The 12,721-nt window shown below is 68.3% G+C and carries 17 protein-coding genes; 10 read left to right on the top strand and 7 right to left on the bottom strand.

What is annotated here, in order from left to right; genetic code table 11:
* The first annotated feature begins 48 nt into the window (after positions 1-48).
* The 3 genes from V8F63_RS11850 to V8F63_RS11840 all read left to right on the top strand — a co-directional run bounded on the left by V8F63_RS11850 (position 49) and on the right by V8F63_RS11840 (position 3,090).
* Complete coding sequence (locus V8F63_RS11850; protein ID WP_253121763.1) at positions 49-729, top strand: LemA family protein; 681 nt, start codon at positions 49-51, stop codon at positions 727-729.
* 8 nt (positions 730-737) lie between these two features.
* The gene (locus tag V8F63_RS11845; protein ID WP_392353326.1) at positions 738-2,273 is read left to right on the top strand and encodes a TPM domain-containing protein; all 1,536 of its coding nucleotides are present in this window, start codon (positions 738-740) and stop codon (positions 2,271-2,273) included.
* A 70-nt stretch (positions 2,274-2,343) separates the two neighbouring features.
* Positions 2,344-3,090, top strand: a complete 747-nt coding sequence (locus V8F63_RS11840) for an endonuclease/exonuclease/phosphatase family protein (protein WP_253121775.1) — start codon at positions 2,344-2,346, stop codon at positions 3,088-3,090.
* Here V8F63_RS11840 and V8F63_RS11835 read toward each other — a convergent pair.
* Together V8F63_RS11835 and V8F63_RS11830 are read right to left on the bottom strand one after the other, a co-directional pair.
* Positions 3,075-4,184, bottom strand: a complete 1,110-nt coding sequence (locus tag V8F63_RS11835; RefSeq protein ID WP_392353324.1) for a phospholipase D-like domain-containing protein — start codon at positions 4,182-4,184, stop codon at positions 3,075-3,077. The genes V8F63_RS11840 and V8F63_RS11835 overlap by 16 nt on opposite strands.
* Positions 4,185-4,264: 80 nt before the next feature.
* Positions 4,265-4,462, bottom strand: a complete 198-nt coding sequence (locus V8F63_RS11830) for a hypothetical protein (RefSeq protein ID WP_392353323.1) — start codon at positions 4,460-4,462, stop codon at positions 4,265-4,267.
* 252 nt (positions 4,463-4,714) lie between these two features.
* Between V8F63_RS11830 and V8F63_RS11825 the strand changes: the two genes are divergently transcribed.
* The 5 genes from V8F63_RS11825 to V8F63_RS11805 all read left to right on the top strand — a co-directional run bounded on the left by V8F63_RS11825 (position 4,715) and on the right by V8F63_RS11805 (position 8,283).
* The gene (locus V8F63_RS11825) at positions 4,715-4,897 is read left to right on the top strand and encodes a hypothetical protein (protein ID WP_392353321.1); all 183 of its coding nucleotides are present in this window, start codon (positions 4,715-4,717) and stop codon (positions 4,895-4,897) included.
* 145 nt (positions 4,898-5,042) lie between these two features.
* A complete protein-coding gene (locus V8F63_RS11820; protein ID WP_392353319.1) occupies positions 5,043-5,396 on the top strand; it encodes a hypothetical protein in 354 nt (117 codons plus the stop codon).
* A gap of 71 nt (positions 5,397-5,467) precedes the next feature.
* A complete protein-coding gene (locus V8F63_RS11815) occupies positions 5,468-7,177 on the top strand; it encodes a hypothetical protein (protein WP_392353318.1) in 1,710 nt (569 codons plus the stop codon).
* 101 nt (positions 7,178-7,278) lie between these two features.
* On the top strand, positions 7,279-7,593 hold the full coding sequence (locus V8F63_RS11810) for a hypothetical protein (RefSeq protein ID WP_392353317.1): 315 nt from the start codon (positions 7,279-7,281) through the stop codon (positions 7,591-7,593).
* A gap of 90 nt (positions 7,594-7,683) precedes the next feature.
* On the top strand, positions 7,684-8,283 hold the full coding sequence (locus tag V8F63_RS11805; protein ID WP_392355085.1) for a hypothetical protein: 600 nt from the start codon (positions 7,684-7,686) through the stop codon (positions 8,281-8,283).
* On the opposite strand, the gene V8F63_RS11800 is transcribed toward V8F63_RS11805, so the two are convergent.
* Positions 8,252-9,436, bottom strand: coding sequence for an MFS transporter (locus V8F63_RS11800; protein WP_392353315.1), 1,185 nt, complete (start codon positions 9,434-9,436; stop codon positions 8,252-8,254). The genes V8F63_RS11805 and V8F63_RS11800 overlap by 32 nt on opposite strands.
* Before the next feature lie 249 nt (positions 9,437-9,685).
* Here V8F63_RS11800 and V8F63_RS11795 point away from each other — a divergent pair, with 249 nt between their 5' ends.
* Together V8F63_RS11795 and pip are read left to right on the top strand one after the other, a co-directional pair.
* Positions 9,686-9,853: a hypothetical protein gene (locus tag V8F63_RS11795; protein WP_392353314.1), complete on the top strand. Its 168-nt coding sequence runs from the start codon at positions 9,686-9,688 to the stop codon at positions 9,851-9,853.
* 24 nt (positions 9,854-9,877) lie between these two features.
* On the top strand, positions 9,878-10,849 hold the full coding sequence (pip, locus tag V8F63_RS11790; RefSeq protein WP_392353313.1) for a prolyl aminopeptidase: 972 nt from the start codon (positions 9,878-9,880) through the stop codon (positions 10,847-10,849).
* Positions 10,850-10,880: 31 nt separating this feature from the next.
* Here the strand turns inward: pip and V8F63_RS11785 are convergent, their stop codons facing one another.
* The 4 genes from V8F63_RS11785 to V8F63_RS11770 form a co-directional block, all read right to left on the bottom strand.
* Positions 10,881-11,051 (bottom strand): hypothetical protein, encoded by a 171-nt coding sequence (locus V8F63_RS11785; RefSeq protein WP_392353312.1) that lies wholly within the window; start codon positions 11,049-11,051, stop codon positions 10,881-10,883.
* A 2-nt stretch (positions 11,052-11,053) separates the two neighbouring features.
* Entirely contained in the window at positions 11,054-11,269 is a 216-nt protein-coding gene (locus V8F63_RS11780; protein ID WP_392353310.1) for a hypothetical protein, read from the bottom strand.
* A gap of 124 nt (positions 11,270-11,393) precedes the next feature.
* A complete protein-coding gene (rodA, locus tag V8F63_RS11775; protein WP_278070894.1) occupies positions 11,394-12,551 on the bottom strand; it encodes a rod shape-determining protein RodA in 1,158 nt (385 codons plus the stop codon).
* Positions 12,548-12,721, bottom strand: a complete 174-nt coding sequence (locus V8F63_RS11770) for a hypothetical protein (protein ID WP_392353308.1) — start codon at positions 12,719-12,721, stop codon at positions 12,548-12,550. The genes rodA and V8F63_RS11770 overlap by 4 nt, the downstream gene beginning before the upstream one ends.

Below are 12,721 nucleotides of genomic sequence, written 5' to 3'. Positions count from 1 at the left end.
AGTCTTTAGCGATCAGCGGTCATGAGGACCGCCCGCAGGAGCTTCTTCATGGCTGGATTTTCGCCTCGCATCGCGGCCGTCGCCGCTGTCGTCGTCCTGGCCCCCGCCGTGGGCGCCTGCGGCTACAACACCATTCCGACCAAGCAGGAGCGGGCCGAGGCCGCCTGGGCCGACGTCCAGAGCCAGTATCAGCGCCGCGCCGATCTGGTGCCGAACCTGGTCGCCACCGTTCAGGGCGCGGCCATTCAGGAACGCACCACCCTGACCCAGGTGATCGAGGCCCGCGCCAAGGCCACCAGCGTCAACATCGACGCCTCCAACCTCGATAACGCCGCCGCCTTCCAGCAATATCAACAGGCTCAAGGCGAGCTTTCCAGCGCCCTGTCGCGGCTGCTGGTGACGGTCGAGGCCTACCCCCAGCTTCAGGCCAACCAGAACTTCCTGACCCTGCAGTCTCAGCTGGAAGGCACCGAGAACCGCATCTCCGTAGCCCGCCGCGACTACAATGAGGCCGTGCGCGACTACAACACCACCCTGCGCACCTTCCCGAGCGTGATCTGGGCCAAGACCCTGCACGCCGGCTCCAAGCCCATGCAGCTGTTCACCGCCACGTCCGAGGCCCAGTCCGCGCCGAGCGTGAACTTCGACCTGGGCGCTCAACCCGGCGGCGGCGCACCTGCGACCACGCCCGGATCGACGCCGCCCGCGCCCGCCCCGGCGGCGCAGTAAGCTTGGAAATGATGTCTTCCGCCCTCGCCCGCCGGGCCGGCGTCGCGCGCGGCTTGCTCGCTGCGGTGATGCTGGTCCTCGTCCTGTGGCTGGCGGTCATGCCCAGCGCCAGTCTGGCCGCTGAAATCAAATTCCCGACGCTGACGGGGCGGGTGGTCGACGATGCCCAGCTGCTGACGCCGCAACAGGAACAGGCCCTGACGGGCAAGCTGGCGACGCTGGAACAGCAGACCGGCGACCAGTTGGTCGTCGTCACCCTGCCCTCGCTTCAGGATCAGGAGATCGAGGATTTCGGCTACCAGCTCGGGCGTCACTGGGGCATCGGTCAGAAAGAGAACGACGGCGGCGCCCTGCTGATCGTCGCGCCGAACGAGCGCAAGGTGCGGATCGAGGTCGGCTATGGACTGGAGGGCGTGCTGACCGACGCCTATTCCTCGCTCATCATCCGCAACGACATCCTGCCCGCCTTCCGCCAGGGCGACTATGCCGCGGGCATCATCGCTGGCGCCGATTCCATCATCGCCCAGCTGACCGCCGACCCGGCCGAGGCGCAGGCGCGAGCGGAAGAGGCCAAGAGCGCGGCGACGGCGACCGCCAAACCCGTGATTCCCGCCGTCGTCATCTTGATGGTGTTCGCCTTCATCTTCTTCAGCATGATCGGCGCGGCGGCGGGCGGCCGCAAACGGCGCGGCGGGCGCGGCGACGGCCTGACGCCCATCCTCATCTGGGCCGCCAGCGAGGCGCTGAAAGACCGCGATCGCGGAGGCGGCGGAGGCTGGGGCGGCGGAGGCGGGTTCGGCGGCGGTGGTTTCGGCGGCGGCGGCGGCGGCTTCGGCGGCGGCGGCGCTTCGGGGGATGGTGATGCAGTTCACAACAGACGACCACGCGCGGGTGACCCAGGCCATCGCCGAGGCCGAAGCGCGCACCTCTGGCGAGATCTTCTGCGTCGTGGCGCGGCAGGTGTCGTCCTATCGAGACATCAGCCTGGGCTGGGCGGCGGCGGCGGCCCTGCTGCTGCCGCTGGGGCTGATCCCGCTGGGTTTCAACGGCGATTGGCTGTCATTCGGCAGGGGCTGGGAAATCGCCCATGCGCCTGCCGCCTCGGTAGAGATCGGCCGCACGCTGGCGGCGTATGGACTGGTTCAAGCCGGAGTGTTCCTGGCCGTTTTCCTCCTGTCGCTGATCCCCCGGTGCGGCGCCTGCTGACGCCAGCCGCCCTGCGCCGCACGCGCGTTCGCCGCGCCGCCATGCAGCAGTTCCTGGCCCACGGCCTGCACGTCACCGAGGCGCGCACCGGGGTCCTGATCTTCGCCGCGCTGGCTGATCACCAGGTCGAGGTGGTGGCGGACGAAGGCATCCATTCCTGCGTCAGTCCTGAGGTCTGGGCAGACGCCGTCGCCGCCCTGACCGGCGCCCTGCGCCGCAACCGCCCGGTGGAAGGCTTCGAACAGGCCATCAACCTGTGCGGCGGGGTGCTGGCGGAACGCTTTCCGCCCAAGCCCGCTGATCAGAACGAGATCCCCGACCGACTGGTTGTCATCTAGTCTGGCTATCAGGGCCTCGCGACCGCCGCATTGAGCCGCGACAGTCGCTGCGATTGCGGGCAAGGAATTCATGCCGAGACTTCTGACCTACAACGTCCATCGCTGCGTCGGCGTCGACCGAAAGCTGGACGTGAAACGCATCGCCGATGTCATCGCCGAGTATGAGCCTGACGTCGTCTGCCTGCAGGAACTGGATGTCGGGCGCGCCCGCACAGGCCATGTCGATCAGGCCAGCGCCATCGCTCAACACCTGGCCATGAGCGTGCAATTCCATCCCGCTATGAAGGTCGAGGCCGAGCTTTATGGCGACGCCATCCTGACTCATAGGCCAGAGCGGCTGGTGCGCGCGGCCGCTCTGCCCACCCTACGCGGCATCAAGGGGCTGGAGCCGCGCGGCGCCCTGTGGTCTGCCGTCGATTTCGACGGGGTGATCGTCAACATCCTGAACACCCACCTAGGGCTCGTTCCCCGCGAGCAGAGGCTTCAAACCGCCGCCCTGATCGGCCGCGACTGGTTGGGCGATCCGATGTGTCAGGGGCCGACCATCCTGACGGGCGACTTCAACGCCACCTCCATCACCCGCCCCTACCAAGCCTTGGCGCGCCGGCTGGACGACGCTCAGCGACGCCTGGGGCTGAGGCCTTCGATCAAAACCTTCCCGTCCAGCTTTCCGGCCATTCGCATCGACCACTGCTTCGTCAGCCGAGAGATCCGCGTGACGGGCGCCAGCACCCCGAACTCGCCTCTGGCCCGAGCGGCGTCAGACCACCTGCCTCTGGTCATCGACTTCGAGATCGAGCCTCAGCCTGGCGCCTGACCGCCCTCGGACTGCGGGCGAGTGCGATGCGAGCGGTTCAACCGCTTCCACGGCCGCCAGGCGTCGGTCGCCGCCATCGGGTCGCCGAACTGCCACTCGGCGAACATCCGCTCTACGCGCGTCGGCTCAGCGGCGCCCAGCGGCTTCATCCGCTCCTGGCCAAAGGTCTGGATCGCCTTGCCGACCGAGCCCAGCAAGGTTTCCGCCTCGGTGAAGGCCTCGCCCGACACGCCGATGAAATGGCCCAGCGAGCGGCGGCGAAAGCGGCGGATCACATCTCGCTGCTGATCCGTCTGCGCCTCGACGGCTACATCGCATTCCGTATCCAGCCCCATCGAGCGGTTGTTCAGGTTGCTGGAGCCGATCCGCAGCAGCTTGTCGTCGATGATGGTCATCTTGGCGTGGACGATGATCCGCTCGCCCTCGTCGGTTACGGGGTAAAAGGCGGTGAATCGGTCGTGGCGGTCCGCCTGCTCCAGGCGATACAGCACCTCGGCCCGCGCCGTATCCATCGTCAGGCCGTCGAACCAGCTGGGGCTGCGCCCGGTGGAGACCAGCACCACCTCAGGGCCGTCCGGCTCGGCCAGACGCTCGGCCAGCGCCGCCGCCAGCAGGGGCGAGGTGAAATACTGGTTCTCCATGTAGATCAGCGAACGCGCTTGCCGGATGGCCTGCAGGTGCAGGGCCTCGTTCTCGCGCACCTCAGGTCGGCCCCGGACCTGCGGTTCCGTGCGGGATATGGCGACCGGAACATCATGCAGCGTCGACTCGACGCCATCGGGCCAGGCGTCGCCGTCGCGCGGCGGGGAGATTTCCAGCACCTCGCCCGTCGCCCGCCGCCAGCGTTCGCGCGCCAGGTCGCCCAAGTTCTGCGCCGCCGGTCCGTCCAGCACGCACATCACCTCATGCCTCGGGGCCGGAATGACGCCGGTCGGCTCGCACCGGCGCGGATCGCCCGAGAAATGCTCCTCGGCATCCCAGCGATCGGTCGAGATGTCGCCGCCCCCGCAGAAGGCGATCTGATTGTCGATCACCACCACCTTCTGATGATGGCAGGCGCCCAGGATGCCAGGACCGTCGAGCCGGAACTCCACGATCCGGCGGCGGAACCACCTCTGGGCCTTGTGCGGATAGAAGCCCTGCGACGCGGCGATCAGCAGGGGCGAGCGCCAGATCAGCAGGCGTACGTCCAGGTCCGGTTTTGCCGCACCAGGGCCTTTAACTGATGACCGATCTCGGCCCGGCGGTCGGTCAGCGGCCCCTCCGGATCGAGCCGCGTGCGGGGATCGAACTGCCAGCCCAGAATCAGGATCGACCGTTTCGCCTTGTGCAGCGCCGAGGACAAGGCGTCGAAATAGGCCTTGTTCTCCATCAGCGGCGCGAAACGATGCGCAGGCGCAGACCGCCACACGCCCGGACCTGGCTCGATCAGACTGGCTTCATAAGAACGATCTGGCCCCATGACCCTCCGATGGCCGATTCGCGTGACGGCTTGATGCGCGGCCTCTACAGCAGAGGTCGAGCGGCCGCAGATCGTTCCATTTTCGCATCAGCACGGTCAATGGCGACGCTCCTTCACTTCGCCGCATTGTCGCCGGAACCGTGATCTGTCATTATGGCCGCCATGCAAGCTCTGATCGAAATGGTGATCGGCCTCATCGCACTGCTCGCCGCAGTCGCGCTGTCGCAGTTCGGCGTCGATCTCAGCCCGACGAAGAAGGCGGACGGCGAGATCCACCGGGTCGAAAAGAAGTGCGGCGACGCCCCGTCCACCCACATTCAGGTCAACGCCCCGGCCTCCTGCTGATCCACAGCTTAGGCTCAGTGAAGCCGCTGCTTCAGACCGGATAATACGCCCTCCAGCCTTTTCGCTTCTCGTTACAGTCGTTAGGGTCGCTCCGCACACGACCTCGCCCGCGTCTCCAGGCGACCAGTAATCGAGATCGACGCCCATGAAATCCCGCCCTCGGCCGCCGCTCAACCTGACCGACCCCGAGCCCGCCCTCGAGGACGAGGCTTCCGCCGTCACGCCCGACTCGCTGGCCGATGCGGTCGCACCCGAGGCGATGCCTCAGCATGCGGCGGCCCCTCCACGCCCGATGTCCGAACGTCAGCGGCGTCGCCTGGCCGAGCAGCAAGCGATCGCCGAACAGCGCGCCGCTGAGGCGGAAAAAGCGGCGCGCACCCTGGCCATCCTCGGCGAGTCCGCCGACGCGCCGCCCGCCACCGTCGAATCAACGCCCCTCACCGTGCCAGCGGCCCTCGCAGCAAACCGGCCAAAAGCGGCGGCAATCACGCCTATCTGATCGCCGGCCTGGCCTCGGCCCTGTGGGTCGGCGGACTGGCGTCCTGGTTCGCCTATGAACTCGGCTCCGGCATGATGGAGCTGGATCCGCTGCGCCTGGCGGTCTACGCACTGATCCTGTTAGCGCCGGTCGGCCTGTCTATCCTGCTGGCCCACGCCGTGCGTCAGGGCGTCGGTCTGGCCCAGGAGACCCAGCGCGCCCGCGAGATGGCGAACGCCCTGGTCGCGCCGACGGCCCTGGCCGCCAACGAAGCCGGCCAGGTGCTGACCGGTCTGCGCGGCGATATCGAGCTGGCCGCCCAGGCTGCCGAACGCGCGCGCAACGACCTGGCCCTGCTGCGCGAGGCCTTGGCCAAGGAAACCGCCCTGCTGAACGAGGCGGCCGAACGCGCCGGCGGCACGGCCCGCCAACTGACCGAAAAAATGTCGGCCGAGCGGGAGCAGATGCACGGCCTCAGCGGCCGTCTGGAAACGCAGGCCTCAAAGGTGGTCGAAACGGTCGAACGCCAGTCGCGCATGGTGGCCGACGCCTCAGACCTGGCTCAGACGCAGCTGCGTGAGGCCGAAGCCGCCCTGGCCGCCCGCGCCGCCGACCTGGCCGCCGCCGCCAGCGAGGCGCAGGACGCCGCCCGCGCCGCCGCTGACGACCTGGCCCGCCAGACTATCCGGCTTGAGACCGCCGGTACGGGCGTCGCCGAGCAGATTCAGTCGGTCGAGGAAGGCCTGGGACAGCAGCGAGCCGCCCTGGTCACCGCGGCCTACGCTCTGCGCACCGATCAGGAAGACTTCTCGGCCCAGGTGGAGAGCCAGCGCGCCCAGCTTCTGGATCACCTGTCCCAGACCCGCACCGCCGCCGACGACCTGAACCTGAAGGGCGAAGAGGCCGCCAACGCCATCAAGGCCCAGGTCGAGGCCGTGGTCGATCAGTTCCAGGCCCTGGTGCAGATGTCCCAGCGCGAGGCCGACAGCTTCGACCACGCCACCAAACTCGCCCTAGACCGGTTCGAGGCGCTGTCCGCCGACTCCCGCGACCTGCTGGTCGAAGAGACGCGCCGCGCGCTTGAGGCGCTTCAGGCCACGGCCGACGCCCAGCGTCAGGCGGCCGAGAAAGCCATCGAGCAGGCGCAGATCCGCGCCGACCGCCTGGGCGAATCCCTGTTTGACGCCGCCCAGCAGGCCGACGCCGCCGCCGAGGCGCGCATCGAGGGCGCACGCCGCATCATCGGCCAGACCGCTGAAATGGTGGACCAGACGGGCGAGCGCCTGATCGACAGCCTTCACGCCACCCTGGCCCGCGTCACAGAGGCCCTGAGCCAGGTCGAACAGGCCGTGGCCGACATGGACGAGCGCGCCAGCCGCCTGCCGCTGGAGGCGCAAAGCCGCGTGGAATCGGTTCGGGCGGCCGTCGAGAACGGCCTCACCGCCCTGAGCGCCGCCTCTCGCAAGGCGGCCGAAGACACAGAGGCGTTGGAAAGCGGCTTCCAGGAGCGCGTGCGTCGCAACTACGACATGCTGACCGAGGCCGTGCGCCTGATGGGCGCCGTATCCGGCGAAGGCGGCCGACGCCGCCCCTCGAGCCAAGCGGCCATGTCCGAGCGGTCCCCTGAGCAACCGCAGGACGGCCTGCGCGGTCGCCTGCGCCCCCAAGCCGCGCCCGAAAGAGACATCGAAGCGATCCCGGCCGCGCCGCCCGTCCGAACGATGCAGCCGCCGCGGGATGCGACGCCCGCAGCGCCGCCCTCCGGGACGCGCCCGCCGCCGATCTGGACTGGAGCGACCTGACCGCGAGCGGCCCGGCGCTGGCGGCGACCAGCCCGGCGCCAATCGGCTCGCCCGACGAGATCGACGCCCTGGCTTCGCGCATCACCGACGCCATCCGGCGCATGGGCGTGGACCCCAACGCCCTGTTGCCGCGCCCCCGCATCGAGGAGACGGCCCAGGCGTTCGCCGCCCGCGATCCCGCGCGCGCGCGCCAGATCGTCCGCCGGGTGGCGCCAGCCGCCGTCCGCAGCGTCTCGCGCCGTGTGCTGAGCGACGACGGCTTGCGCGCCGACGCCGAAGCCTATGTCCGCGCGTTCGCCCATGGCCTAAAGCTCCAGGCCGAGCGCGGCGACGCCCATGACATTCAGGCCCGACTGGCCACGGACGAAGGCCGCGCCTTCATGCTGCTAGACGCCGCCGTGGGCGACTTGAGCTGAGAGATCAGCTCAGGCTTGACCTCACAACGATTTTACCGGCACGCTCGCCGGACCTAGCGCCATCCCGACGTACAGGAGCCACGCCCCTTGGTGGACACGGATTCCCGCGCCCGTCCTGATCGACGCCCCGCCCTCGCCATCTGCGTGTGGAATCCGGATTACCCCACCTGGGATCTGGTCGAGGACCTGTCCGGCGAGCCTTGGAGCCCGCCGGGCGCCCGCACCCAGCCGATCCCGGGCGACAGGGACGCCCAAGCCCTGGCCGACCGTCTGATCGTCGCGCTGAAAGACCAGGACTGCGCCGGCCTGCTGCTGATCGGCCGCACCAGCCATCCCGGGCCTTTCCGCCTGCAGATGCGGGCCGAGAACCGGCGTCTGGAGGGCTCTGGCCGACTGGATGAGACCGGCCCAGGCGTGGCGCGCGTCACCGCCCCCGTGGCCGAGATGCTGCGCGATCTGACGGCTACAGGGCTGCCGGCCATCGCCGCCTCCGACGCTGAAGAGGACGCGGGCAGCTACATTCTTTACCGCTCCCTCGCCGACCTGCCGGACAGCCTGAACTCGCCCTCCATCGGCCTGCTGCGCGCGCCCGACGGCGCGATAGAAGAGGCCATGCGCACCGCCATCAAGGCCGTCGCCTCGGCGATGGCGCGTCACCTCACGCCCCTGCCCCGCTCAAGCGCGGCCTGAGCCGCCCAACCGTCGCGCCAACAGCAGTCCCGTCACTCCGCCGACCAGCGCCAGTCCGGCCATGCTGAGATAGGCGCGCGAACCAAAGGCGTCGTACAGCGGCCCGCTGGCCAGGGTCGCCAGACCGATCAGCACCCCCGCCGACAGGGCCGACCAGAGTCTGCGCCGCCGTATGGCTATCGGGCGGACACAGGCGCTCGACGATCTGCACGCCCGCCAGATAGGTGGCCGCAAACGTCAGGGCGTGCAACGTCTGCAACGGCCACAGCAGCCACAGCGGCGGCGCAAAGGCCATGACAGACCAGCGCAGCACCGCCGCCCCCGCGCCCAGCGCCAGAATGAACCAGGGCCCGATTCCCCGCCTGCGGCGCCACGGCTCGACCACCCACATGAAGCCGATCTCGACCAGGACGGAAAAGGCCCACAGCAGGCCTGTCATGCTCTCGGCCACGCCCTGCGCCCGCCACAGGATGGCGGAGAAGCCGTAATAGAAGGCGTGCGCCGCCTGCACCGCCCCCACGGCGAAGATGGCGGTCATGAACACCGGGTCCGCCGCCAGACGCCCCAATCCGCGAAACCGCTCGAACCCCGACAGCGGCCCGTCTTGGCCCACCCGTTCATCCGGCAGGATGCGCCACGCCGCCAAGGCGATCAGCAACGACGCCGCCACAGCCCAGACGATCACCACATCCGCCGACATCCGCGTCAGCAGCCAGCCCATAGCGACATTGGCCACGACGAAGGCCGCCGAGCCGCACCCGCGCGGCAGGGAGAATGCAAAGCCCTCTCGTCCCGCGACCTTAAGGGTGAGCACGTCGCTGAGCGGGATCAACGCGGCCGCAGCGGTCGCCCCGATCAGCCAGAAGACGGCCCACGGGATGATCCCCTGCACCAGCCCCGCCCCGCCGTAACCCACCGCCATCGCCAGCCCCAGCAGGGCGATCGGGGTGCGCCGGCGCCTAAAACCGTCGGCCCAGACGGCGATCAACGGCCCCGTCAGCGCGCGAGCCAGCATGGGAATGGCCAACAGGACGCCGATCTGCGCTCCGCTCAGTCCCTGGCTGCGAAACCACAGTCCGGCGAACGGCAGCGTCACGCCGCTGGCGCCGAACAGGAGGATGTATTGCAAGGCCAGGCGCGGGGCGGACGTCATGGCGCGCCATAGCAGACTTCCCCCATTTTGTGGTCTAGACATAAGTGATGAGTCCCGACCGCAACCTCCTCGTCTTCGCCGGGTTCAACGGCGCCATGGCTGTGGCGCTGGGCGCCTTCGCAGCCCATGGCGCGGCGCCCGCCGTCAAAATCCTGCTGACCACGGGGGCCAGTATCAGATGGTCCATGCGGTCCTGGCGGTGGCGCTGGCGTTGTGGAGCGGCGGCGGACGACTGGCGCGCCTCGCCGGATGGCTGGCGAGCGCCGGGGGCTGATCTTCTGTCTCGCCCTGGCCATGATCGGACTGCTCAGCCTGCCCGTCATGGGGGCCGTTGCCCCGATCGGCGGCGTCATGATGATCGCGGGCTGGTGCCTGGTGGTCGCCGTCGCCCTCAAGTCCGCACCCAACAACGCCTAGTCACAAGCAGAACAGGGTCCCAGCATGTTTTCCGTGAACGACACGTCCCGCCGTGACCTCTACCCCGAGATCGAAGCCTACGCCTCGGGCTGGATGCCGACCGACAGCGTCCACGAGATCTACTACGAGGAAAGCGGCAATCCGCACGGCGTGCCGGTCATTGTCCTGCACGGCGGCCCCGGCGGGGCGGTCAATCCGGGAATGCGTCGCTATTTCGACCCGGCCAAATACCGCATCGTCATGTTCGACCAGCGCGGCTGCGGCCTGTCGCGGCCCAACGCCTCGCTGGAAAACAACACCACCTGGGACCTGGTCGCCGACATCGAGCGGCTGCGCGAGAAGCTGGGCATCGACAAATGGGTCGTGTTCGGCGGGTCGTGGGGCTCGACCCTGTCGATGACCTACGCCATCAAACACCCGGATCGCTGTCTGGCGCTGGTGCTGCGCGGCATTTTCCTGCTGACCAAGAAGGAACTGCACTGGTTCTATCAGGACGGCGCCTCGATGATCTTCCCCGACGCCTGGGAGCGCTTCCTGGCCCCGATCCCCGAGGCTGAGCGCGGCGACCTGATGGCCGCCTATTACAAGCGTCTGACCGGCGACGACATTGAGGAACGGAACCGCTGCGCCGTCGCGTGGGCCACCTGGGAGGGCGAGACCGTCAGCATCCAGGGCCCCTCGGGCAAGCCCGACAAGTTCGCCGATCCCGAGTTCGCCGTCGCCTTCGCCCGGATCGAGAACTGGTATTTCACCAATGGCGGGTTCATGGACAGCCAGAACTGGATCCTCGAAAACATCGGGACCATCCGCCACATCCCCTGCTGGATCGCGCAGGGGCGCTTTGACGTGGTGACGCCGATCTCGGGCGCCTGGTCCCTCCACCGCGCATGGCCCGAGGCCAAGCTGGACATCATCGGCGACGCCGGCCACGCCTCGTCCGAACCCGGCATCATCGACAGCCTGATCCGCGCCACCGACTGGGCGGCGGCCCTTTAAGCCCGAAGGGCGGCTGCGTCGCGCGACACGATCAGCCTGCCGGTTTCGGGCTGGTCTTCTGCACCATCTCATTGAGCTGGAAGCCGATGCGGCGCGCCTCGCGCTCCTCCGGCTTTTTCACCGCGCTCAGCACAACATTGATCTGGCTATAATGCTGGATCAGACGCACCGGCTTGCCGTCGGCGTTGCGGCCGAAAAACATGATCAGGTCCGGCCCCAGAAGCCGACGTCCACGATCTGCATCGTCCCGTCGCCCGGCAGGCCGACCACGCGCGCGCCGATCTCCTCGTCCTTGTCGAGATTGGCCTCGAATTCCTCGATCAGCTTGGACAGGCGGACAAAGGCCCATTCCGCCGGATTGTCCCGCATCCGCACGCCCTCAGCCAGGGCGGCCGCCTCGTTCTGCGGATCCGTCAGCACGGGCTGCGGACAGGGGTGTCGCCGCAGTCCGAGAACATGGCGGGATCGGCCTTGGGGGTCTCGGCGGCGGCTGGTTTGTCAGGCGTCTGTTCAGTCATCTGCTCAGCCTAACGCGGCCGGGCGATCAGAACAGCCCCTGCCCCTTCGGCAGTTCGACATAGCGGTGCACGCGCGTCGACAGGATCAGGCCGAAGCCGACCATCACCGTCATCATCGACGATCCCCCATAGGACAGCATCGGCATAGGCACGCCGACGACCGGCGCCAGCCCCATCACCATCGCCCCGTTGATGAGCATGAACAGGGCCACGAAGGCCGTCATGCCCGCCGCGCTCAGACGACCGAAATGGCTGTGCGACAGCGCCGCGATCCGCAACGAAATCAGGATCAGCGCCACATAGCAGGCCAGCACGGTGAACGAGCCGATGAAGCCGAACTCTTCCGACACCGTCGAGAAGATGAAGTCCGTGTGGCGTTCCGGCAAGAATTCAAGCTGGCTCTGACTGCCCAGGCCATAACCCTTGCCCATCAATCCGCCCGAACCCAGGGCGATCTTGGACTGGATGATGTTGTAGCCCGTGCCCGAGGGGTCGGCTTCAGGGTTCAGGAAGGTCAGGACCCGGTTGCGCTGATAGTCGTGCATGCCGAACATGACGAAGGGCGGGATCACGGCCACGGCGGCGGCGACCGCAGCGCCGATCACGCGCCAGCTCAACCCAGCCATGAACATCATCACCGCCCCGGTCAGGCCGATGATCATGGCCGAGCCGAGGTCCGGCTGCTTGGCCACCAAAATGAAGGGAACACCGATAATCCCGGCCGGAAACAACAGCTTCCACGACCAGCGCGCGTCCTGAGCCGAATGTCCGTGGTACCAGCGCGCCAGGGCCAGCACGAGGCCGATCTTGACGAACTCGGCAGGCTGAATGCGGATGAAGCCCAGGTGCAGCCAGTTCTTGGCGCCGCCCGCCACGTACCCCAGCGGGGTGAACTCAACCAGCATCACCATGAACAGCAGGACGCCGTAGACGGGATAGGCCGCGTGGAACCACCACTTCGGGTGAACCATGGCCAACGCGAGCATGCCGGCCAGCAAGACCCCGAAGCGGATCAGATGCTTGGCCGCCCACGGCTGCCAGTGGCCGCCCGCAATGGAATAAAGCATGGCCGTGCCGATCCCGGCCAGGATGCACAGCAGGCCGATGATGCGCCAGTCCAGCTCTGCGAACTTGGTGGACAGGCGGTCGCGTTCGCCGGGGCGGGTCAGGGCGGAAGCGGTCATTGTCCGGGCTCCGTCAACGGCGGCGGGGCGACGGCGGCGCCGGGGTCGGCATCGCCGTTGTCGATGGGCTCGCCTCTGGCTTCCGCTTCGCGGACGCCGGCGTCCTCCTGAGCCTCGAAACCGGCCGATTCGATGCGGGCGCGGATTTCGGGGTCCTTGAGCAGGGCCAC

The sequence above is a fragment of the Brevundimonas sp. LF-1 genome (assembly GCF_037055305.1).
GTDB lineage: Bacteria > Pseudomonadota > Alphaproteobacteria > Caulobacterales > Caulobacteraceae > Brevundimonas > Brevundimonas sanguinis.
Note: the sequence above shows the minus strand (reverse complement) of the source record. Positions and strands in the feature narration are given on the sequence as shown.